The sequence below is a fragment of the Williamsia sp. Y712 genome, assembly GCF_059445525.1.
This window is the reverse complement of sequence record NZ_JCAIUN010000001.1, coordinates 1735024-1757394: the sequence shown is the minus strand read 5'-3', so window position 1 is coordinate 1757394 and position 22371 is coordinate 1735024. Positions and strand designations below refer to the sequence as shown.

Here is a 22371-nt window from a genome sequence, read left to right as displayed (position 1 = left end):
CGGATCTGAAGCTTTTGGACCGGGATGCAACGTTTCGGTCGCGGACCCGGCTACCCTTCTCGGTTATGGCAGATTCAAGTTTCGACGTGGTCAGCAAGCTCGACCGCCAGGAAGTCGACAACGCGCTCAACCAGGCCGCCAAAGAGCTGTCTCAGCGTTACGATTTCCGCGGTACCAACACCACGATCGAGTGGTCCGGCGAAGAGAACATCGTGATCACCTCCGATGCCGAGGAGCGGGCCCAGGCCGGGCTCGAGGTGTTCAAAGAGAAGCTCATCCGCCGGGACATCTCGCTCAAGGCGTTCGACGCCGGCGACGTGGTGGGCTCGGGCAAGACGTACAAGATCACCGGTTCGCTGGTCCAGGGCATCGACTCGGAGAAGGCCAAGAAGATCACCAAGGCCATCCGCGACGAGGGCCCCAAGGGCGTCAAGGCTCAGATCCAGGGCGAAGAACTCCGGGTGTCGAGCAAGAAGCGCGACGACCTCCAAGAAGTGATCAACCTCCTCAAGGGCAAAGATTTCGAGATCGCCCTGCAGTTCGTGAACTACCGGTAGCCCAGGCTCTCCCCCGTATTCGTCCCCCTGAAGTGCCCGCCGAGGGCAAATTGCCCTCGGAGACCGGTCCGGGGGACGAATTCGGTGACGCCCGGTTGGTCGATGCCGCAGAATCAGGCCCGTGCAGGTCGGAATGACGATGCCGGTGATGGAACCGGACCTTGATGCGGCAATGCTCAGATCCTGGGCGAGGGCAATCGACGAAGGCCCGTTTTCGTCGCTCTGCTGGGGTGAACGGATCGCCTTCAACAATCCCGACAGCCTGACGCTGCTGGGCGCGGTGGCGGCGTGGACCGAGCGGGTTCGTCTGGTGACCACCGTGATCGTGCCGCAATTGCACGATCCGGTGATGCTGGCGAAAGCACTCGCCACCGGAGATGTCATCAGCGGCGGCAGGCTCACCGTCGGTATCGGCGTGGGTGGTCGACACGAGGATTACCGGGCGGTGGGTGCTGATCCGAAAACCCAGACGATGCGGCAGATGGCCGACCGCGTCGACGTCATGAAACGCGTGTGGGCCGGGCAGCGCCAGACCGATTCGGTGCTCCCGGTCGGGCCCATGCCGATTCAAGAGGGCGGACCCCCGCTGCTCGTCGGGACGATCGGACCCAAGACACTGCGCAGCGCAGCCGCATGGGCCGACGGATTGGCCGGCATCACACTGGACCTCGACGTCGGCAAGCAGCGGGAGCTGTTCGAGATCGCCTCCACCGCATGGTCAGAGGCCGGCGCGAAGCCACCCCACCTCGCCACGTCATTCTGGTTCGCGCTCGGCGACCCCGAACCCGCTCGCGCCCAGATACATCAGCACCTGCGCCACTACATGAACTGGATTCCGGCCGAGTTCGTGGACGCGATTGCACCCACAACGGGTTGGTCCGGCTCCGACGCCGAACTCGCCATCGTGCTCGAGAAGTTCGCGGCGATCGGCACCGACGAAATCCACCTCATACCAACCAGTTCCGACATCGGGCAGCTCGATCGGGTCGCGGAGATCGTCAAAGATCTTCGGCTACAGCACCGTCCGGCCTGAACGGACCGAAATCGTTTGCGGAGACGCGGCCTGCGGCAATCGTGCGTTCCTTTGGATCAACGAACCGCCACCTGCTGCACCCGGCCTGCGCTGACGAAGGCCCTTGCCTGTTTGATCTGGCGGACGACAGGGGTCACCTCGATGTCATCGATACCCGCGACGCCTCCGAACCCGGCCGTCATCACCTCGTAGAGATGGCTGGTGTCGCGACACAGCGCCGACGCCATCAGATTCGTGGTTCCGGTGGTGGCGCAGACGAAGGGAACCTCGGGTAGCGTCCCGACAGCACTGCCTGCGGCATCGAGTTGGCTGACCGGAACCTTCCCCCAGATGATTGCCGCCAAGCTGACCCCGAGTTGCGGCAGCGATACATCGAGATCGAGGTACACCACGCCACTGTCGACGAGTTCACGTAGTCGATGCGCGGCCCGCGCGGGCGTCCACCCGAGGTTGTCCGCGATCTTCGCGTAGGGCATTCGCGCGTCGCGCTCCAGCATGCTCACCATCTTGTGATCATCAGCGTCGAGCTGAAGCGTTGCGCGACGCGATCTTTCGTCCCTCTCGTGCTCCGTGATGACCGAAAACCGGTTCTCGGCAGCATCTTTCAATGCTTCGAGTTGTTCAGGTTCGAACAGGCCAGGGAAACTCGGCATGCGGGCCACGAGCGGATATCGTCGAACCACGGTGTGCGACGATATCGACTGCACCAGAGACGTTTTCGGAAGCAGATCGGTGACCATCTGATCGCGCTCCCCTGTCGACTTGGGGCGATGGACCGCCATCACCTGAGAACTGGTGAGGTTCACCCAGCTCATATCCGGATGCCGCCCGAGCGCCGTTGCGAGCGTGCCGCCGCTGCCCGGAACCGGCGTGATTCGCAGGACGCTCTGACTGACACCGAGCGCAAGGGAGTCGATCAGTGCGGTGCATTGCAGGACCCCACCGCGCACCATCGCCTGATAGCGCCGCGCGACTGTTTGCTCCGCCATGCCCAGCACCGCACCGACCTTGGCGAACGACATCCGGATGTCGTAACCGAGAGCATGGATGATTCTGCGGTCGTTGTCATCGATCATCGCTGATTCCTCCAGATCGTCCCATGGGAATGGAGGTTATCTCGATTATCGACGTCAGGCTTGCTGGATTGTCGGCGGGAGTCCGCACACTCAGGGACAACAACTACGGCTCGATCGAAAGGACCTGACCATGCGCAAGTGGACACCACTCGTCGCCGCCTGTCTCGGCACATTCATGTTGCTGATCGACATCACCATCGTCAACATCGCCCTCCCCGACATCCAGTCAGACCTCGACACCAGCTTCTCTGCACTCCAATGGGTGCTTGATTCCTACGCACTCGTGCTTGCCGCGCTGGTTCTCGCCGCCGGCAGCCTGTCCGACGGTGTCGGACACAAAAAGATCTACCTCATCGGTATCGCGGTGTTCGCGCTCGCTTCGCTGGCGTGCGGACTGGCGCCCAATGTCGCCGTGTTGATCGCAGCCCGTTGCGTCCAGGGCATCGGCGGCGCCGCCATGTTCGCGACCACCCTCGCCCTACTGCACGCCACCTACACCGGGCGCGACCGCGGAACGGCCTTCGCAGCGTGGGGCGCTGTCAGCGGCGCCGCGGCCGGAGTAGGGGTCGTCCTCGGTGGCCTACTCACCGATCTGCTCGACTGGCGGTGGATCTTCTTTGTCAACCTGCCGCTCTCGGCGATCACCCTGTGGCTGGCGGCGACCGCGTTCAAGACCGACAACCGCCGCGCCCTGAGACTCGACATCCCCGGCGTGCTCACATTCAGCGTCGGCGCGGCATCACTGACCTACGCGATCATCCATGGCGGCGAGGACAGCTGGACCGCACCGGTCACCCTGGCCGCATTCGCGGTGGGCGCGGTGATGCTGGCCGCCTTTGTGCTCGTCGAGCGCAAGCAGGAAGCCCCGATGTTGCCGCTCGGCCTGTTCACCCACCGCGGCCTGACCGGCAGCGTGGTCGGAGCCCTCGGTATCAGCATCGCCGCGTTCTCGAGCTTGCCGCTGATCGCGATCTGGATGCAGGGCACAGTCGGATTGTCGCCGCTGAACAACGGACTGGCCGTTCTCCCCATGCCGGTGATGGCGTTCCTCGTCGCCGGTGTCGGCGGGAAGTTCCTGCATGATGTGTCCCCGCGTATCACCATCGGCGGCGGGCTTGTCATCGTCGGTGTCGGATCTCTGGCACTGATGCTCATCGGACCCGGGTCGGATTGGTATGCAGCAACTCCCGGCCTGCTGATCATCGGTATCGGCGTGGGTGTGATGTCACCGGCACTCAATGCCACCGCACTGGCTGCGGTACCGCCGCGGCAATCGGGTGTCGCCTCGGGCGCGGTGAACACAGCCCGCCAACTCGGCTTTGCGCTGGGTATCGCGGTCCTCGGGTCGGTCTTCCAGACGGTGACCGGCTCCGACACCGATCACAGTTCGACGAACTTCACGTCCGGACTGGACAGCGCCTTCGCCGTCGCGGGCATTGTCGGGATCATCGGTGGCGCCGTGGTGTTCGCACTGTTGAGCGGACGCACCAGCGCGCCGACCGCCGAGCCCGCCCGCGTGTAGGCAACGGTCAGCGGTGTCCGCGCGACATCTCTTCGAGCCGGCGGATTCGATCCTCCATCGGCGGATGCGTGGCGAAAATCTTGCTCATCCGCTCCCCGGCCCGGAAGGGATTGGCGATCATCAGGTGTGACTGCGCAGCGATCTCCGGGTTCGGCGGCAGCGGTGCCTTCTGCACGCCTCCGGAGATCTTGCGCAGTGCCGAGGCCAATGCCAAAGGGTCACCGGTCAATTCGGCTCCGGAGGCGTCGGCCTGATATTCGCGAGACCGCGACACCGCGAGCTTGACCACCGTCGCCGCGATCGGACCGAGAATGGCGATCAGCAGCAGCACAACGGGATTCGCCCCGCCGTTGCGGTTGCCTCCCAGGATGAACGCGAAGTTGGCGATACCACTGATCACCGCGGCCATCGCACCGGCGATGGACGAGATCAGGATGTCGCGGTTGTAGACATGCGAGAGTTCGTGTCCGAGAACAGCTCTGAGCTCACGTTCGTTGAGGATCTGAAGGATGCCAGACGTGCAGCACACTGCCGCATTCTTGGGGTTACGGCCGGTCGCAAAAGCGTTGGGCGCCTCGGTGGGACTGATGTACAGCGCCGGCATCGGCTGGCGGGCAACGGTCGCGAGTTCCCGCACGATGCGATACAGCACCGGCGCCTGGACCTCGGTGACCGGCTGCGCATGCATGGACTTCAGCGCCATCTTGGCGCTGTTGAAGTACACGTACCCGTTGACGCCGACGGCCAAGATGATCGCCACCACCAGGATGGCCGGACTCTGGAATGCCGCGCCGATCCCCACGATGATGGCCGACATGAGGCCCAGCAGCAGGGCCGTCTTCAGTCCGTTGGCATGGCTGCCCATTGGTCACTCCTGTTCTGTTGCACTGGAGGTTCAACGAACGAACCACACGGTGTGGTTCCCCGATGATGTGGCCTTTTGGCGAACAAAAGCCCAGGTGGGCTCCGCCAAAAGGGCACAGGATCGGGGTGGAGTGGAAGGTCAGCCGATACGGTCGATGGTGTAGCGAACCAGTGAGCTCATCGCGTCGTGTGCGGCGCCTTCGGGAAGCTCGGCCAGTTCCGCATAGGCGGCGTCGGCGTATCCCTTCAGCGTTGCCCTGGCCTTCACGAGACCTTCGGACTTGTTGAGCAACTTGAGGGCTTCTGCGACCTCGTCGTCCGTGGTGAGTGCGCGATTACTGCCGTCGGCGGCCACCACGAGCTCCCGCAGGCGGGTCTCGGCCGGGTCGGCCAGCGCGTAGAGCACCGGAAGGGTGTGCACGCCCTCGCGCAGATCGGTGCCCGGGTTCTTGCCCGAGTCATCGGCGGCCGAGCTGATGTCGATGATGTCGTCGGAGACCTGGAAGGCAACACCGACCGCGTCGCCGAGCCGCGAGAGCCGCTCGATCTGTTCGGTGTCAGCGCCCGATGCCATGGCACCGAACCGGCCACTGGCCGCGATCAACGACCCGGTCTTTTCCCACACGACCCGCAGGTAGTGCTCCACCGGATCAACCTTGCCGCGGGCGCCGACGGTTTCGCGCATCTGACCGGTGACCAGCTCTGCGAAGGTGTCGGCGATGATCAGCACCGCGTGCGGGCCAAGGGTCGAGACCAGTCGCGATGCCCTGGCGAAGAGGAAGTCGCCTGCCAGGATGGCCACGCTGTTGCTCCACCGGCTGTTGGCACTGAGCGCACCGCGGCGCAGCTCGGCTTCATCCATCACGTCGTCGTGGTAGAGCGTCGCGAGGTGGATCATCTCGACAACGGTCGCCGAGGTGATCACCTCATCGGAGTGCGGCTGGGGGCCGAAATGCGCCGACAAGATGGCGAAGATCGGTCGGAACCGCTTGCCACCGGCCTTCGCGAGATGTGTGGCGGCCTCGGTCAGGAAGTCCTCGCCGGACGACAGCTCCTTGAGCAACAGCTCCTCGACACGCTCGAGTGACTGCCCCACATCCGTGGCAAAGGCCTCGGATCCCATTTCAAGACCTGCGAACGTTGTCTTCACGCCTGACCTGCTCCTGTCATAGGGAGAGCCTAGTGGTGCGGGATACTCAACGGGTGAGTGCACCCATCCGCGTTCCCGCGCGCACCGAGATTCTAGTCGTCGGCGCAGGTCCTGGTGGGTCGGCGGCCGCCGCAGCCGCCGCAGCCACCGGTCGAGAGGTCACCCTGCTCGATTCGGCGGTGTTTCCGCGCGACAAGACCTGCGGCGACGGGTTGACGCCGCGCGCCATCGCCGAACTCGATCTGCTGGGTCTCGCGGACGCGTTCAGCGGTCCCCGGATCGAGGGTCTGGACCTCCAGGGGTGGGGTGGACGGCAGCAGGTGCGGTGGCCGCAGAAGTCCGCCCACTTCCCCGCCTACGGCAGCGCCGTGGCCCGCACCGAACTCGATGACCGCATCCGGCATCACGCCCTGGCCGCGGGTGCGACGATGGTATCCGGCGTCAAGGCTGTAGGCGCGACCATCATCGGCGGCAAAATCACTGCAGTGCAATGCAACACGCCCGACGGACCGGCCCAGATCGAGGTCGACAAGGTGATCGTCGCCGACGGTGTCCGCTCGGCGCTCGGCACGTCGCTGGGTCGCGCCTGGCATCGAAACACCGCTTACGGCGTGGCGGCGCGGGCATACGTGGAGTCGGGACGCTGCGAGGACACCTGGATGGGATCACACCTCGAATTACGGGACGGGGCAGGCGAATTGCTGCCCGGCTACGGGTGGGTCTTCCCACTGGGCGCAGAGTCCGGGCTGGTGAACATCGGGGTCGGCGCGCTGGCCACCGAGAAACGTCCGGCCCACATGGCGCTACGGCCGATCATCGAGCACTACACCAACTCTCAGCGCGACGACTGGCAGCTGCGAGGCAAACCCCTGCGCATCGCCTCGGCGTTGTTGCCCATGGGTGGGGCCGTCTCCGGCGTGGCCGGCGCGAACTGGATGTTGATCGGTGATGCCGCGGCCTGCGTCAACCCACTCAACGGTGAAGGTATCGACTACGCCCTCGAGACCGCCCGTCTGGCCGTCGAAGTGCTTGGTGAGAACGACTATTCGACCCTGTGGCCGGATCTGTTGCGGGCACGCTACGCCCTCGCCTTCTCAGCGGCCCGCCGTCTGGCCGCAGTGTTGACGGTGCCTCGGGTGGTGCCGATCCTGGGGCGTCCCGGTATCCGATCGGCCGCTTTGATGTCGATGGTGGTGCGGGTGATGGGCAACCTGATCACCGAGGACGATTCCGATCTCATCGCCCGCGCCTGGCACCTCGCCGGCCTGACGAGCAACAAGCTCGACACCCGCCCACCCTTCACCTGACCCCAGACCCCCATCTTGGTGGGTTCTGGCGAGTATTTCCGCAGGTCAGCCTCACCAGAAGCCACCAACTCCGGGGTTACTCGAGCATCTTGCGGATGTCGTCGGCGTCGACGGCGGTGGAGAACATTTCGCCGTCGTCGACCACCGCGTTGAACAACTCACGTTTGCGGTCCTGCAGTGCGACGACTTTCGCCTCGATGGTTCCGGCGGACACCAGTCGGTAGACGGTGACCGGCCGGGTTTGGCCGATCCGATGTGTCCGGTCGATGGCCTGGGCCTCCGCGGCCGGATTCCACCACGGGTCGCAAACGAAGCAGTAGTCGGCTTCGGTCAGGTTCAGTCCGAAACCACCTGCTTTGAGACTGATCAGGAAGACCTGCGTTTTGCCGGAGGTGAAGTTGTCGATGGCGACGGTCCGCTCCTTCGCCGACAGCGACCCGTCGAGGTAGCTGTACCGGATACCGTCCGCTTCCAGCGCCTTTCGCAATATGCCGAGGAATCCGGTGAACTGACTGAAGACGAGCGCGCTGTGGCCTTCGGCGATCAATTCGGGGAGCTGCTCGCGGATGAAGTCGACTTTCGCCGACGCCACGTCGCTGTCGGCACTGTCCACCAGTCCGGCGTGCAAACTCAGTTGCCGCAGCATCGTCAACGACCGGAAGATCTGGAAGCGGTTCTTTTCCCAGTCCCCGAGTAGCCCGAGTACCACTTCGCGTTCCCGGACCAGCCGGGTGTCGTAGATCTTGCGGTGTTTCGGCGACAACTCGACCTGCAGGACCTGCTCCTGCTTGGCGGGCAGATCCCGCGCGACCTGGTCTTTGGTGCGGCGCAACATAACCGGTTTGATGCGTTTGCGCAGGACCGGCAACCGTTCGGGATCCTCGCCCTTCTCGATGGGTTTGCGGAAGAACTCGCCGAACGACTTCGGACTCGGGAACAGCCCGGGCACGGTGATCGACAGCAGCGACCACAACTCCATCAGGTTGTTCTCCATCGGGGTACCGGTGACTGCGAGTTTGAACGGCACGGACAACCGGCGAGCACATTGATGGGCTTTCGAATTGTGGTTCTTGACGAACTGGGCTTCGTCGAGAAGCATGCCCGCCCACTCCTGTTCGTCGTACGAGTCGAAGTCGATACGCAGCAGGGCGTACGTGGTGATCACCAGATCGGCATCGGCGATGAACTCCGCCAACGGTTTACGACTACGCGCCGACGTGGCAGTGACGGCCACCGCTTTCAGGTCGGTGAACCGATGGCACTCCGACACCCAGTTGCCGACCACACTCGTTGGCGCGACAACGAGAAACTTTCCGGTTTCCCCGTTCTCGCGGGCGCGGGCGAACAGCGCCAGGGTCTGCAGGGTCTTGCCGAGTCCCATGTCGTCGGCCAGGACGCCGCCGAGTCCGTTGTCCCAGAGGAACGACAGCCAATCCAGCCCCTCGCGCTGGTAGTCACGCAGAGTGGCATCGAGCATCAGGGGCGGTTCGACCCGCTGCGGAGGTCGCGCGGCGCTGAGCTTTTCGACCCGTTCGCGCCACTGCCCGAGTTGCTCGTCGACGACACCGAGCTGCAGCAACTCTTCCCAGAGCGTTGCATTCGCCGGGATCGCAGGAACTCGGCCGGAGCCCAACTCCCCCAGAGTCTCGGCTTCGGCCATCAGCTTTTTGAGCTTGGTCAGCTCCGGTGTGTCCAGCGCGAAGTAGACCCCCGACGGAAGCAACATATGTGTTGCGCCCGAGGCCAGTTCTGCGAGAACATCGGCCACCGCAACCTGCTCACCATCGACATCCATGGTGATCGTCAGGTCGAGCCAGTCGGACTCCGCCGAGTCCGAACCGGAAAACCTCACGCGCGCACGTTCGGTGACCTTCCGATACTGCGTGGCGACCTCGGCTACATCGAGGATCAGGTCGTCGCGGTCGCTGAGCGTCGGCAGGATCTCGGCGAACAGGCGCGCCGTCTCGACGGGGGCCAGTTGCAGGTCGCCACGCAGCGTTCTTGTCGTCGCAGCCGCTATCGCATGGTCATGATCGGCCGGTTGGAGTTCGTGGATCGGCGGGAAACCGTCGGTTCCCGGCACTCCCCCGATGTACGCGACGAGGATGCGATAGGCGGCGGTGCGCGACAGCAGAGCGACCGCACCCAACACGTCACGAAGCCTTTCCCACAGATCCTGCTCGGCGGCCACGTCGCGCCATTGCGGCTCCGTCATCGGGTTGTCGTTGAAGTCGCGGGGTTTGCCATTGACCAGATAGCGCATGGCCCACTGGATGTGGGCCGTGTCGTGAACGATGCGGACCGTGAGAACAGCGACCGGTCCGGTGATGACGGGTGGCCGCAGCACCGTTTCGTCCACGCGCACCGACACCGATTCGCGCAGCCGCGGCAACATATCTGCGACGAACGCGGCGCCGTCGGAGGCCGGGATGACAATCGGTGGACCATCCAGCAGCTGCGCGACCGCGCCGTTGTCCGGTTCGAATGGTGCCAGCGTGAGCACACCTTCGTCGTCGATATATGAAACACCGTGCGGTGCCTTGTTTCCCAAGATTTCGACGCCATCGGACGGCAGCGTGACGCCGTCCACGTCGATCTCGATCACGACGCGGGCATCACCGCCGATCTCCCCGCCGATGTCGAGGGTGAGCCCGGCTCGCTTGCCGATGTGCACGTCGTCGATCCCGGTAGCCGGGTCACCGAGTATCGGGATCCCCGCGGCAAGCGCGGCGTCGAGCTGCTGCCAGATGGTGGCCGGGGCCGTGGTGAGGATCAATCCGTACGGGAGACCGTATCTGGTCGTCCGCATGGAGTCGGAGGCCATCGCCTGGAGCACGGAGACCTGCGCCATGTCGAAATGTCCAGGTCCGAGCCCGATGATCATCGGCCAGTCGATACCCGATCTGATCCATTTCGACCGGGTTCCCGGACGCAACAGTCGCAACGCCAACTGGGCCGGTTTGGCCCGACGCCCCGCGGTGACACCATCGCTGTAAAAGACCTGCAAGGCCAGCGGTTCGGCGGGTTTGGGCCGGTTCTGCTCGAGCAGCGGACGCAGTCGGCGCTCCCATTGCGGGACCTGCTGAACGGGCAAGCGGGACAAGTCGGTGTCGACGCCTTCGGCAAAGGCAAGCAGTAGTGCCACGGCGTGTTTGCAGAAGTAGCCGACCGGACAGGTGCACGACGCATCCGCGATCTTCCAGTCCGCACCCAGTCCGCTGAATACAATGCGCATGCCATAGGTGGAGACGCCCGAACCCGTGCATCGTCCGGTCAATCGGTGCTTCGGCTCGTCCCACTTCATCGCGCTGACGCGGCGCTGCTTCGCATACGCCGCTCCACGACTGATCGTCCCCGGATCGAAGTCGCCGGCAAGCGACGCCGGGGTGATCAGGTGCGCCCAGTCGGTAGTCATTGATTGCAGGTTAGCGAGGGATCGAGACAGCACCGGGAACGAATGACACTCACCACACCGTCATCCACAGTCCCAACCTCCGTCCCCACCCGAAAGTGTGCTGTTTTGGCGAACAAAAGCCCAGGTGAGCACCGCCAAAAGGCCACATCATCGGGTTAGGCAGGTTTGACACCCCGATGCAGCGCGGTGATACCGAAGGTGAGGTTGCGCCAGCGGACGTCCTCGAACCCGGCGTCACGCATCTGCTGCGCCAGCTCCGGCTGATTCGGCCATTCGCGGATCGACTCCGCGAGATAGACGTACGCCTCCGGGTTACTCGACACCTTGGTCGCCACCGCGGGAAGCGCCTTCATCAGGTACTCCATGTAGACCACCCGCATCGGCTCGAAGACCGGGGTGGAGAACTCGCAGATCACAACGCGGCCACCAGGTTTCAGAACCCGGAACAGCTCGGCGAAGGCGACATCGACGTCGTTGACGTTGCGGAGACCGAACGAGATGGTCGCGGCGTCGAAGGTGTTGTCGCCGAACGGCAGATGCAACGCGTCGGCGGCCACCTTCGGCACCGGACGCTTGGCCCCTGCCTTGAGCATGCCCAGAGAAAAGTCGGCCGCGACGCAGAACGCACCGGACCGCGCGAGCTCGACGGTGGACACCGCGGTTCCGGCCGCGAGATCGAGGACAACGTCGCCGGACCCGAGCGCCAGCGCCTTGCGGGTGGCAACGCGCCAGCCACGATCCTGACCGAACGACAGGACGGTGTTGGTGAGGTCGTAGCGTCCCGCGACACCGTCGAACATGGCCGCGACGTCTTTTGGATTCTTGGCCAGCGATGCACGTGACATGACCGCAACCGTACCGGCTGCGTCATCACACATATTGTCGAGCTCCGCCTCCGGCTTCGTCTCAGACGTATTGTCGAGCTCCGCCTCCGGCTACCTCTCAGGCATATTGTCGAGCTCCGCCTCCGGCTACCTCTCAGGCCGCTCTTCGTCGCATGGTCCGGTTCCGTCCGAGGACCGCGTCGTAGTGCCCGAGGAGCTGGTCGGTGATCGCCGACCAGGTCCGGCCCTGCACACTCCGGTGCGCTGCGGCGCCGAACTCGGTGCGCACCCGATCGTCCCCGAGTGTGGTGATCGCGTCGCTGAGACGCCCGGAGAAGTCGTCGAGGCCGAGCAGATATCCGGTTCGGCAGTGATTGATGAGGTCCCGCGGCCCGCCGGCGTCGGGTGCGATCGCCGGGACACCGCTGGCCAGGGCTTCCTGAACCGCCTGGCAGAACGTCTCGTGCTCCCCGGCGTGGACGAACACGTCCAGGCTCGCATAGGCCCGTGCGAGTTCGAGGCCACCGAGCTCACCGGTGAAGACCGCATCGGGCATCAACCGTTCGAGCATCGAGCGTTGCGGCCCGTCCCCGACGATCACCAGCTGCACGTCCTCGCGGCCCGACAGGACTGCCAGCCGCTCCACATGCTTTTCCGGTGCCAGGCGACCGACGAACCCGACGATGAGCTTGCCGCCCGGGCTCCAGCGGGCGCGCATCGCGTCGTCGCGGCGCGAGGGATGAAAGCGGGTCTCGTCCACCCCGCGACCCCAGTGGTGGACGCGCGGAACGCCCCGGTCGCGAAGGGCTTTGACCGAGACCGTGGACGGGGCCAGGGTGCGGTCGCAGGCGCTGTGCAGTTTTCGGGTCCACGCCCAGGCGGCCCAGGTGCCGGGTTTCATTCCGTAGCTGGCGGCGAATCCGGCGACGTCGGTCTGGAACACCGCGACGGTCGGGACATCGAGCCGCCGCGCGCAGGCGACACCCGCCGCACCCACGACAAACGGCGACGCGAGGTGGACGATGTCCGGGCGAAAGTCGGCCAGCGCTCGATACATCGACAGCGCGGGTACGCCGACCGGCATCGAGCTGACCTTGGGAACCATCATCGACGGGATGTACTTCACCGGCGCACCGGACACCACGGCCGGGCCCGGCTTCGATCGGCCCGACCGCTTCGCCGACCGAGGGACGCCGGGGGCGATGATCAGGACCTCATGTCCGCGACGTTCAAGGTTCTCGGTCACCCGAAGGACCGAGTTGACGACGCCGTTCATGTTCGGCAGGAAGCTCTCCGCGACAATTGCCACTCGCACACGTCCAGTGTCGGACGTGAAGTTGTCAGGCGGTGTTCGACGCCGTGACGGGGACCGGAACCGTAGATGAACGTCCGCCGGTGCGACGCCGGTTGATCTCGGCGAGGAGCACCATGACGCCGCCGATGACCAGCCACGAGTACACCAGCACCGACAATGCCGGCAGGATCGCCAAGCTCGCGTCACGCCCGGTGACCCGGACGAGTTCGGGATCCGACTTCGAGTAGTCGACGCTGATGCGCTGACCCTTCGCCAGTCCACCGGGATAGAAGACGCCCAGGCGTGGGCTGTGGAACATGCCGTCGGGTGTGGAGAACGAGACCGAGGCCTTGGTCGGACCGGCACTGACCACCTCGGCAACCGTGGTGGCCTTGTCGGAATCGATCAACGTGTCGTTCCGGTAGGCCCCGGCGACCATGGTCGCCATCATGATCGTGATGATGATCCCGACACTGAGCAGCCCGATCTGAACACGGCGCAGCACGGTCGGAGACATGCCGCCACCATAGTCAATCGGTCCCGACGACCCAATTCCGTCGCCGCTCCCCATCGACCGTTCAGAGGCGGGTTTTGATGGACGCATGCACGGACCTCAGCGTCGACCGGTCCGTCCGGACCTCGATCACCTCGATGCCTGAGCCGGATTCATTGAGCGCCCCTGGCAGCTCGTCGAGTGTCACGAGCCGGTGCGGGGTTCCGAATCCGGCGCAGACCGATGCCAGGTCGGTCTGGTGCGGTGTGCCGAACACCCGCTCGTAGGCGCCGAGGTAGTCGGGCCCCGAGAACCGGGGGTCGCCCTGTTCGAGCAGGCCGAAGATGCCGCCGCCGTCGTCATTGGCCACGACGATCGTCAGCCGGTTCGGTCGGGGTTCGGCCGGACCGATCAGCAGTCCGGTGGCGTCGTGCACAAATGTCAGATCTCCCATCAGCGCGACCGTTCGCGCGCCGGTCGCCAGTGCCGCACCGATGGCGGTGGAGACGTTTCCGTCGATCCCCGCGACACCTCGGTTCGACAAAACCCGCACATCAGGTCCGACCCGCCCGGCCAATGCGACGTCGCGGATGGGGTTGGACGCCCCTACCACCAGTTGTTCACCGGGAGCCATCGCCGCGCTGACGACCTTCGCGACGTGCAGTCCGGTGACGGCCTCGGTGGCATCGAGTTCCAGGTCGACAGCATTGACCGCGCGTTGGTGTGCTGCCGCGCAGGTCTTGAGCCAGTCTTCGTCGGCTTCCCCGACAACCTCGGCGCGCGAACCGGTGGCCAGCACGTTGCCGGAGACGTCGGGCCAGCGCGGCCCGGTGGTCAGCGCGTAGACGCGGACATTCGGATCGGCGAGCAGCGTGGAGACCTCACGGTGCAAGGTCGGACGACCACAGATGATGGCCTGGGTGGGACGCAGCGCCGACAATGCCAGCGGATGCAGCGGGTTCTCGGGAGCCGGGGCGGTCGGCTCGGCCACGGTCGGCAGCGCGGCCAGCTCGGGTCGATGTCCGGCGCCGTGCCCGGAGACCACGACGGTCGGTTCGCTGATGTCGATGTCGACGGGGACGTCCAGCTTCCCGACGGAGGTCACCGTCCAGGGGGCACCGTCGGGTCGGCCTGCGAAGACACCGAGGTCGTCGCTGGGCGCGGCGCCCGGATCCGGTACCAGCGGCTCGCGCAATGGAATGTCGAACTGCACCGGTCCGGCATTGCCGGTGCGGGCGCCGCGGGCCGCTGCGAGCACGCGCCCGACTGCCGAACGCCACTGACTGTTGGTATCGAGGTCCTGCTCGGCCAGCCCGAGGCTGATCGCCGCGCGCACCTGGGTGCCGAAGATCCCGAACTGTTCGATGGTCTGATTCGCGCCCGACCCCAGGAGTTCGTAGGGGCGGTTCGCGCTGATCACGACCAGCGGCAGCCGTGCGTAGTTGGCCTCGAAGACCGCCGGACTCATGTTCGCCACCGCGGTACCGCTGGTCATCACGATGGGCACCGGCTGCCCGGATGCCGCAGCCAGGCCCAGCGCCAGATAGCCGGCCGTGCGCTCGTCGACCCGCACGTGCAGTCGCAGGAGTCCGGCCGCATCGGCGGCATGCAACGCGAACGCGAAGGGCGCATTGCGTGAGCCGGGGCACAACACGGCTTCGGCCACGCCTCCGCGGATCATCTCGTCGACGATCACGCGCGCCTGCAGGGTCGAAGGATTCATTACTTCAGGCTAGCGGCGCCGCCTGCATGCCCTTCGCGTCGACCGGTGTGACGACGCGGACAATCGGCCGCACCGCTCGATCACAAAGCGCGGGGTCCGACTTCGGACGCGAATCGAGTCCCACCGGGTACGGTCGCAAGGGTGATCGGCTTACCGGCATCGGTGACGGCACTGCTCTTTGATCTCGACGGAGTTCTGACCGATACGGCAACGGTTCACCGTCGGGCCTGGAAGCAGGCATTCGACACCTTCCTCGCGTCATACTCCGCAGCTGATCCCGAGCAGCGTCGACCGTTCACCGACGACGACTATCTCCAGTACGTCGATGGCCGGTCCCGCAACGACGGGATCGTGACGTTCCTGGCGTCGCGCAGCATCACGCTTGCGCCGGGTGACACCGGCGATACCGCTGTCGACGCCACGGTCAGCGGTATCGGCGACACCAAGAACGGATTGTTTCTCGACGAACTGAAAACAACCGGCGCGCAACCATATCCCGATGCGGTGGCGTATCTGAAGGCCGCGCAGCACGCGCAGTTGGCGATCGCCGTGGTGACCAGCTCCAAGAACGGCGCACCCATCCTGGAGGCAACAGGTCTGGCGGAGTATGCCTCGGCCCGGGTCGACGGACTCACGATCGCGCAACGTGGCCTCGCCGGAAAACCCGCTCCGGATGCATTTCTCGCCGGTGCGCAGGCCCTTGGCGTACCGCCCGAGCAGGCCGCGGTGTTCGAGGACGCCGTGGCGGGTGTGGCGTCCGGGCACGCCGGTCGTTTCGGCTACGTCGTGGGCGTCGACCGCTCCGGTGGCGGAACACACGGTGACGACCTACGCCGAGCCGGTGCTGACCGCGTGGTCACCGCCCTGACCGAACTGCTGGAGGACTGATGGCCCAGGACCCCGGGATGGAGGTGGCGCCCTGGGACCTGACCTGGCGTGGCACCGATCAGGATTCACTCGGTCGGATCGAATCGATCTTCGCGCTGTCCAACGGCCACATCGGGTTGCGTGCCAACGTCGAGGAAGCCGAGCCGGTCTTCAACCCCGGGACCTATCTCAACGGCTTCTACGAACGTCGTGAGTTGCCGTACGCGGAAGGCGGTTACGGATATCCCGAGGACGGGCAGACGGTTGTCAACGTCACGAACGGCAAGATCATCCGCCTGCTCGTCGAGGACGAACCGATGGACCTGCGCTACGGGACCACCCAGCTTCACGAGTGGAAACTCGACTTTCGTTCGGGAACCCTGCTGCGCACCACCGAGTGGACCTCACCGGTCGGCCGGCGGGTCCGGATCACATCGGAACGGCTGGTGTCGTTCACCGAACGGGCCATCGCCCTCATCCGCTACGAGGTCGAACCGCTCGACGAAGACACCGAGATCGTCCTGCAGTCCGACCTGCTGGCCAACGAAGAGGTGGCCACGCCTCCGGGCAAGGACCCCCGGCTCGCAGCTGCGCTCCACCGCCCGCTGGTGGGCGATTTCGCCGAGGCACACGGCCACCGGGCCGTACTCGGCCATCACACCAGAGAATCCGGTCTGCGCATCGCCGCCGGGATGGACCACGAGCTCGAGGCACCCAACTCGGTGTCTTGCGAGATCCTCAGCGAGGACCTCGCACGCTTGACCGTGACCGCCAAAGTCCCTGCCGGACAACGGGTGTCGATTACCAAGTATCTGTCGTACGGATGGTCGAGTCAGCGCTCACCTTCGGCTCTGCAGGCCCAGGTCGACGCCGCACTGGCGTCGGCCCGCGACAACGGCTGGGATGAATTGAAGGCCCGCCAGCGCCGATATCTCGACGACTTCTGGGATACCGCCGACGTCATCCTCGACGGCGACCCGGAGCTGCAGCAGGCCGTCCGTTTCGCACTGTTCCACGTCTTGCAGGCCGGTGCCCGCGGTGAGAATCGCGCGTTGCCTGCCAAGGGCCTCACCGGACCGGGGTATGACGGCCACGCCTTCTGGGATACCGAGACCTTTGTGCTGCCGGTGCTGACGTACACCGTGCCGGATGCGACCGCGAACGCGCTGGGCTGGCGTCACGCCACGCTCGACATGGCCAAGAACCGGGCCAAGGAGTTGAGTCAGACCGGTGCGATGTTCCCGTGGCGCTCGATCAACGGCCAGGAGTGTTCGAGCTACTGGCCTGCGGGCAGTGCAGCAGTCCACATCAACGCCGACATCGCCGCAGCGGTCTCGCAGTACGTCGCCGCAACCGGTGACGAGCAGTTCGAGGTCGACCGCGGGCTCGAGCTCTTGATCGAGACGGCGCGATCGTGGGCCTCGCTGGGTCACCACGACCTGCGCGGAGATTTTCGCATCGACGGCGTGACCGGACCGGACGAGTACTCGTCGATCGCCAACAACAACATTTATACGAATCTCATGGCGCAGCGGAACTTTCGTGATGCCGTCGCGGCGTGCAAGCGACATCCCCCGGTGGCGGCCCGATTCGGAGTCGACGACGAGGAGACGGCGTACTGGCAGGACTGCGCAGCCCGGATGACACTGCCCTACGACCCCGAATTGGGTGTCCATCAACAGGCCGAATCGTTCACCCGCCAGGCCCGATGGGATTTTGCAGGCACACCGCCCGAGAATTATCCGCTGCTCCTGCACTACCCGTATCAGGATCTCTACCGCAAACAGGTGGTCAAACAGGCCGATCTGGTGCTCGCGATGTATCTGCGCGGCGATGCGTTCACCGCGGAACAGAAGCGGCGCAACTTCGACTACTACGAGCCACTGACCGTGCGGGACTCGTCGTTGTCGGCCTGTGGGCAGTCGATCGTCGCGGCGGAGGTCGGACACCTCGACCTCTCGTACGACTACTTCGTCGAGACCGCACTGACCGATCTGCACGACCTGCACCACAATTCGTCGGGTGGTCTGCACATCGCCGCGCTCGCAGGCACCTGGTTGTGCTGTGTCGCAGGCTTCGGCGGGATGCGGGATCACGCCGGGGTCGTCACCTTTGCGCCGCGACTTCCCCTCCGGCTGGACCGCATGGTCTTCCGGATGACACTGCGGCGCAGTTACATCGAGGTCGAAGTGCATCACAGCGAGGCGATCTACCGGCTGATCGGCGGCGACCACCAGCAGTTGTCGCACCACGGCGAGCTATTCGTGCTCGGTGATCGACCGGTGACGCTGCAGATCGACGAACTGCGCCCGGATTCGACGCCGGAGCAACCGCCGGGGCGCGAGCCGTATCGACGTGTCACATCGTATTGACGCCGGACCACACGTTCGATTTCGTCCTGCTCACCAGGGCGGCGGGAGCAAACCAAAAGCCGACAACGTGTGTGTTCAGTAGGGTCGGGGCATGACTGATCGCGAGTTCGACATTGTTGTCTTCGGAGCCACCAGTTTTGTCGGCGCACTGACAGCCGAGTACCTGGCCGAACATGCGCCCGCCGGAACCAAGATCGCCCTGGCCGGCCGCAGCGAGCACAAACTCTCGCAGATGCGGTTCGACCTGCCCGAGCCCGCCAACGCCTGGCCGCTGATCATCGCGGACGTCGACTCACCGGCCTCGCTCGACGCGATGACCGCCCGCACCCGGGTGTTGTGCACCACCGTCGGTCCCTACCTGAAGTACGGGGAGGCGGTCCTGGCGTCGACCGTCAACAGCGGCACCGACTACGTCGACCTCACCGGCGAAGTACCTTTTGTCCGGATGTCGATCGACAAGTTCGGCGATCAGGCGAAATCCAACGGGGCACGGATCCTACATTCCTGCGGATTCGACTGTGTACCTTCCGATCTCGGCACCTATCTCCTACACAAAAAGGTCAGCGCCGACGGCGAGGGCAGACTCGGTGACACCACGATGATCGTGCGCAGCTTTCGCGGCGGCATCAGCGGCGGGACGATCGATTCGATGCGCGTGATCGCCAAAGAAGCCGCAAACGCCGAGACGCGGCGCACCCTGCTCGATCCCCACGCCCTGTCCACCGGCCGCGGCGAATACGCGGGAATCAAACGCAGCGCCGAACCGAGCGATTTCGCCCTGGTCGACGCCTCAAAGGTCGATCCCGGACTCAAGGGCACGCTGGCCCCGTTTTTCATGGCCAGCGTCAACACCCGCGTCGTACGCCGAACCAATGCACTGCTCGACAATGCCTATGGCGACAAGTTCCATTACGGCGAGGCCCTGTACGTCGGCAGCACCCCGATCGTCTCGACCGCAGTTTCCGCAGCGGTTGCCGCGGGGACAACGGCATTCCTCGGCGCGATGTCGATCGGCCCGATCCGCAAGGTACTGGATCGCGTGCTCCCCAAGCCCGGCGAGGGGCCGAGCAAAAAGGTTAGGGAGGCTGGGCATTTCACCACCGAGACCTACACGACCACCACCACCGGCAAGCGCTATCGGTCCCGCATCGTGGCCAAGGGCGACCCCGGGTACAAGGCCACGGCGGTGATGTTGTCGGAGTGTGCGTTGTCGCTCGCGTTGAACCGCGACGAATTGCCGCCACTGTCAGGCATCCTGACCCCGGCCGCCGCCATCGGCGATGTCCTCATCGAACGTCTTCGCGCCGCCGGATTCAAACTCGAAGCCGAGCAGCTCACCTAGCCTCCACCCCACTCCCCGCAGACGATCCGGAAATACGAAGACGAGCCACATATTTGTGGCTCGTCTTCGTACTACCGGATCGTCTGGGGAAGGCGGTCAGCTCACCGGTCGCCGCCTGCTCACCGACGGAACGAAGGGCGTCCGCGACAACCGGAGTACCGCGGCGACCACCTGATCGTTCCCCACATCGAACAGCTCGTTGAACTGCGTTGCCAGGGTGGACAACTCGTCGCTCTTCTTGGGCGAGATCGCATCGAACTCCTGCGACCCATCGGCATAGAGGAAGGCCGGGGTGATCGGATGGACGGCCAGGCCCAGCGCCTGCGCGCGGATCCACAGTTCCTGCATCGCCACCCCGCCGCGCACATAGGCGTCGACACTTCGCCCATCGACCGTCACCACGGCAAGTGCCGATGTGGTCATGATCCGCCCCTGCGCGTCCGCGCCCAGCGCGGAACCCGCACCCCAGGCGTCGAGGTGCGCCATCACATCGGGACGCCGCAGCAAGGCCAGCAACGGAGCCTGCTGCGGCATGAGTGCCATGTCACCGACCTCGATCCCGGTGTCGGAGGCGGCCTCTGACGCGGCGACGATCTCCGCCATCATCTCGGACTGCAGGTCCGGATCGAGATACCGCAGGCGTTCGGCCGCTCCGGCGATCACCCCGAACGCGGCGAGGGTTTCCTGATCGGTGACCAGCCGTGTCTGCGCCCCTTCGGGCAGTTGCTTCGATAGCGCTTCGACGACGTCGTCGCCGAGTTCGCTGCGATCACCGAATCCCCGGTTGGTCCGGCGATCGAGCATCGCCCGTAGCGGCGCGGTGCCATCGGCATCCACGGCGCCATCGAAATCGAATCGAACCTGCAGTTGCGCACCCGCCCCGGTGATGGCGGTCTTTCCGGCCACCCCCACTGCCGAAGCCGCGACCGTCATGTTGTGCAGCACCGCACCGAGTGCGACCGCCGACGCCCGTCCGCCGACATCCAGCCTGGACGACGAGGGATTCGATCGAACCGTCACCCCCGTGCTGTCCGAATCGAATTTCCAGGGTTGTGCGTTGCCGAGTGAGGGCGCCCGAGAACCGGCGTACACCACCGCATCTCGAGCCTCGAGCGCCGCGAACTCGGCATGCACATCAACGTCGATCCGTGGCGCGGGCGGCGCCGCCAAGGCCGGTTCCGTCAGACCATCGAGGATCGAGTCGAGGTCGACCCGGATGCGACCGGACGGCAGCGGTTCTCCCCGGACGATGCGCCGTACAGCTGCGGCGACGGTCGCACCACCGAGTGCGACATCCCCACCGAGTTGCGGCCACGCAGACAGGGTTCGGCCCATTTCGAATACCGAGGCCGCCATTCGGGATGTCAGTCGGTCACCGTCGAGAATCTGAAGCGCAAACGGTACTTTCTCGGCCGCCGATAACCCCGACAATGATGCCGCGCTGAAATCGCCGAGCAAACCGTGGAACAACGGCCGATCGGGCTCGAGATCAAATCGTTCGACGTCGAGAACACCGCCGTCACTTGTTTCCATGATCACCGGAATCCCCAGTGCCCGCGCCCTGTCCCGGACCAATACTTTGGCGTCGAACGAATCGCATTCTTCGATGACGATATCGAGGCCTGCCAAGAACTCATCGATGGTTGATTCCTGAACACCTTGCTGATGTACCCGGACATCGAGATAGGGATCGATCTCGGCAATGCGCCGGGCCGCGACCACGGCCTTGTTGAGGCCGATGTCAAAAACCGAACCAGGCACACGATTCAGATTCGACAATTCGATATCGTCGAAATCCGTGAGCCGCAACTGGCCGCAGAGGCCTTCGAGTGCCAACGTATGTGCGACTGCATGTCCGACACTCAGACCGACGACACCGACCCTCAACACACCGGCCCGGTCCTGCTCATCGACCGTCAACTTGTTCCGATTCCGGTCCAGCCGTAGTCGTCGATATCCGGCGGGACCGAGCAGTCGAATGGCTTTCTTTCGCCAGGGATAGTAGATCCAGCGCGCCGGCTCATCGAGAATCTGATTCTCCAGCGGTGGGATCAATTCACCTGCCGCCGACAACTGCTGGGCCACCGAATCAAGGAAGTCAATTCCTGATGTGGCACGCAGTTCCTCGAGTCGGCTGCGTCCCTCCGGATTGCCGTCGTCCATAACCTCAACGGTGGCCATGGATTCATTAGCCTGATCGTTCACTACACCATCCTGTTTATATTCTCAACGCGACGCCGCGATTGAAACCTGTTCCCTCGACGGTATACGGGAGGCTCACATCCCACATCCCATGGGACCAAGCGACATTCGGACATCTGAATTGGACATTCGATCAGAAGACTGTCCAAGCCCGAGCGCAAGACAAACCGGATGGGCCGATTTCGGCGAGGGAGATTGACACACAGTGACATAACGACCACAAACAAGCAACAATGAGCGAGGGGCAACAAAATCCCGAGAAATATTTGCTACCTGCAAGACCATCATGAATCCCACACCAACTATCCACAATGGTGAGATAGCAATAGT

The 22371-nt window shown here is 64.7% G+C and carries 16 protein-coding genes; 7 read left to right on the top strand and 9 right to left on the bottom strand.

Annotated features, from left to right (window positions below; genetic code table 11):
• Positions 1 to 65: 65 nt before the first annotated feature.
• Positions 66 to 557, top strand: coding sequence for a YajQ family cyclic di-GMP-binding protein (locus AC1D75_RS08095; RefSeq protein ID WP_020107934.1), 492 nt, complete (start codon positions 66 to 68; stop codon positions 555 to 557).
• Between the two features lie 133 nt (positions 558 to 690).
• Positions 691 to 1590 carry an LLM class flavin-dependent oxidoreductase gene (locus AC1D75_RS08090; protein WP_495516011.1) on the top strand — a complete coding sequence of 300 codons (900 nt, stop codon included), beginning with the start codon at positions 691 to 693 and terminating at the stop codon, positions 1588 to 1590.
• A gap of 56 nt (positions 1591 to 1646) precedes the next feature.
• On the opposite strand, the gene AC1D75_RS08085 is transcribed toward AC1D75_RS08090, so the two are convergent.
• Positions 1647 to 2666 (bottom strand): Lrp/AsnC family transcriptional regulator, encoded by a 1020-nt coding sequence (locus AC1D75_RS08085; protein WP_495514759.1) that lies wholly within the window; start codon positions 2664 to 2666, stop codon positions 1647 to 1649.
• A 130-nt stretch (positions 2667 to 2796) separates the two neighbouring features.
• On the opposite strand from AC1D75_RS08085, the gene AC1D75_RS08080 reads away from it, so the two are divergent.
• A complete protein-coding gene (locus AC1D75_RS08080) occupies positions 2797 to 4188 on the top strand; it encodes an MFS transporter (protein WP_495514758.1) in 1392 nt (463 codons plus the stop codon).
• 7 nt (positions 4189 to 4195) lie between these two features.
• Here the strand turns inward: AC1D75_RS08080 and htpX are convergent, their stop codons facing one another.
• Together htpX and AC1D75_RS08070 are read right to left on the bottom strand one after the other, a co-directional pair.
• The gene (htpX, locus tag AC1D75_RS08075) at positions 4196 to 5053 is read right to left on the bottom strand and encodes a zinc metalloprotease HtpX (protein ID WP_495514757.1); all 858 of its coding nucleotides are present in this window, start codon (positions 5051 to 5053) and stop codon (positions 4196 to 4198) included.
• A 138-nt stretch (positions 5054 to 5191) separates the two neighbouring features.
• Positions 5192 to 6202, bottom strand: coding sequence for a polyprenyl synthetase family protein (locus tag AC1D75_RS08070; RefSeq protein ID WP_495514756.1), 1011 nt, complete (start codon positions 6200 to 6202; stop codon positions 5192 to 5194).
• 53 nt (positions 6203 to 6255) lie between these two features.
• Between AC1D75_RS08070 and AC1D75_RS08065 the strand changes: the two genes are divergently transcribed.
• A complete protein-coding gene (locus tag AC1D75_RS08065) occupies positions 6256 to 7509 on the top strand; it encodes a geranylgeranyl reductase family protein (protein WP_495514755.1) in 1254 nt (417 codons plus the stop codon).
• Positions 7510 to 7585: 76 nt separating this feature from the next.
• Here AC1D75_RS08065 and AC1D75_RS08060 read toward each other — a convergent pair whose 3' ends face one another.
• From AC1D75_RS08060 to menD, 5 genes are all read right to left on the bottom strand, one after another.
• A complete protein-coding gene (locus tag AC1D75_RS08060) occupies positions 7586 to 10924 on the bottom strand; it encodes a DEAD/DEAH box helicase (protein ID WP_495514754.1) in 3339 nt (1112 codons plus the stop codon).
• Between the two features lie 155 nt (positions 10925 to 11079).
• Positions 11080 to 11769 (bottom strand): demethylmenaquinone methyltransferase, encoded by a 690-nt coding sequence (locus AC1D75_RS08055; RefSeq protein ID WP_495514753.1) that lies wholly within the window; start codon positions 11767 to 11769, stop codon positions 11080 to 11082.
• 133 nt (positions 11770 to 11902) lie between these two features.
• The gene (locus AC1D75_RS08050; RefSeq protein WP_495514752.1) at positions 11903 to 13063 is read right to left on the bottom strand and encodes a glycosyltransferase family 4 protein; all 1161 of its coding nucleotides are present in this window, start codon (positions 13061 to 13063) and stop codon (positions 11903 to 11905) included.
• Between the two features lie 25 nt (positions 13064 to 13088).
• Positions 13089 to 13559 (bottom strand): hypothetical protein, encoded by a 471-nt coding sequence (locus AC1D75_RS08045; RefSeq protein ID WP_495514751.1) that lies wholly within the window; start codon positions 13557 to 13559, stop codon positions 13089 to 13091.
• Between the two features lie 61 nt (positions 13560 to 13620).
• Entirely contained in the window at positions 13621 to 15258 is a 1638-nt protein-coding gene (menD, locus tag AC1D75_RS08040; RefSeq protein ID WP_495514750.1) for a 2-succinyl-5-enolpyruvyl-6-hydroxy-3-cyclohexene-1-carboxylic-acid synthase, read from the bottom strand.
• 141 nt (positions 15259 to 15399) lie between these two features.
• Here menD and AC1D75_RS08035 point away from each other — a divergent pair, with 141 nt between their 5' ends.
• The 3 genes from AC1D75_RS08035 (at position 15400) to AC1D75_RS08025 (ending at position 19839) form a co-directional block, all read left to right on the top strand.
• Entirely contained in the window at positions 15400 to 16146 is a 747-nt protein-coding gene (locus tag AC1D75_RS08035; RefSeq protein ID WP_495514749.1) for an HAD family hydrolase, read from the top strand.
• The gene (locus AC1D75_RS08030; RefSeq protein ID WP_495514748.1) at positions 16146 to 18497 is read left to right on the top strand and encodes a glycoside hydrolase family 65 protein; all 2352 of its coding nucleotides are present in this window, start codon (positions 16146 to 16148) and stop codon (positions 18495 to 18497) included. The genes AC1D75_RS08035 and AC1D75_RS08030 overlap by 1 nt, the downstream gene beginning before the upstream one ends.
• Positions 18498 to 18588: 91 nt before the next feature.
• Positions 18589 to 19839 carry a saccharopine dehydrogenase family protein gene (locus AC1D75_RS08025; protein ID WP_495514747.1) on the top strand — a complete coding sequence of 417 codons (1251 nt, stop codon included), beginning with the start codon at positions 18589 to 18591 and terminating at the stop codon, positions 19837 to 19839.
• A 96-nt stretch (positions 19840 to 19935) separates the two neighbouring features.
• On the opposite strand, the gene AC1D75_RS08020 is transcribed toward AC1D75_RS08025, so the two are convergent.
• Positions 19936 to 22044: an Rv1355c family protein gene (locus AC1D75_RS08020; protein ID WP_495514746.1), complete on the bottom strand. Its 2109-nt coding sequence runs from the start codon at positions 22042 to 22044 to the stop codon at positions 19936 to 19938.
• Positions 22045 to 22371 lie beyond the last annotated feature (327 nt).

What these genes read in the sequence shown, in the direction of transcription:
- AC1D75_RS08095 (WP_020107934.1), top strand. Translation starts at nt 66, where the DNA reads ATGGCAGATTCAAGTTTCGACGTGGTCAGCAAGCTCGACCGCCAGGAA.
- AC1D75_RS08090 (WP_495516011.1), top strand. Translation starts at nt 691, where the DNA reads ATGACGATGCCGGTGATGGAACCGGACCTTGATGCGGCAATGCTCAGA.
- AC1D75_RS08055 (WP_495514753.1), bottom strand. Translation starts at nt 11,769, where the DNA reads ATGTCACGTGCATCGCTGGCCAAGAATCCAAAAGACGTCGCGGCCATG.
- AC1D75_RS08025 (WP_495514747.1), top strand. Translation starts at nt 18,589, where the DNA reads ATGACTGATCGCGAGTTCGACATTGTTGTCTTCGGAGCCACCAGTTTT.
- menD (WP_495514750.1), bottom strand. Translation starts at nt 15,258, where the DNA reads ATGAATCCTTCGACCCTGCAGGCGCGCGTGATCGTCGACGAGATGATC.
- htpX (WP_495514757.1), bottom strand. Translation starts at nt 5,053, where the DNA reads ATGGGCAGCCATGCCAACGGACTGAAGACGGCCCTGCTGCTGGGCCTC.
- AC1D75_RS08085 (WP_495514759.1), bottom strand. Translation starts at nt 2,666, where the DNA reads ATGATCGATGACAACGACCGCAGAATCATCCATGCTCTCGGTTACGAC.
- AC1D75_RS08045 (WP_495514751.1), bottom strand. Translation starts at nt 13,559, where the DNA reads ATGTCTCCGACCGTGCTGCGCCGTGTTCAGATCGGGCTGCTCAGTGTC.
- AC1D75_RS08030 (WP_495514748.1), top strand. Translation starts at nt 16,146, where the DNA reads ATGGCCCAGGACCCCGGGATGGAGGTGGCGCCCTGGGACCTGACCTGG.
- AC1D75_RS08060 (WP_495514754.1), bottom strand. Translation starts at nt 10,924, where the DNA reads ATGACTACCGACTGGGCGCACCTGATCACCCCGGCGTCGCTTGCCGGC.
- AC1D75_RS08080 (WP_495514758.1), top strand. Translation starts at nt 2,797, where the DNA reads ATGCGCAAGTGGACACCACTCGTCGCCGCCTGTCTCGGCACATTCATG.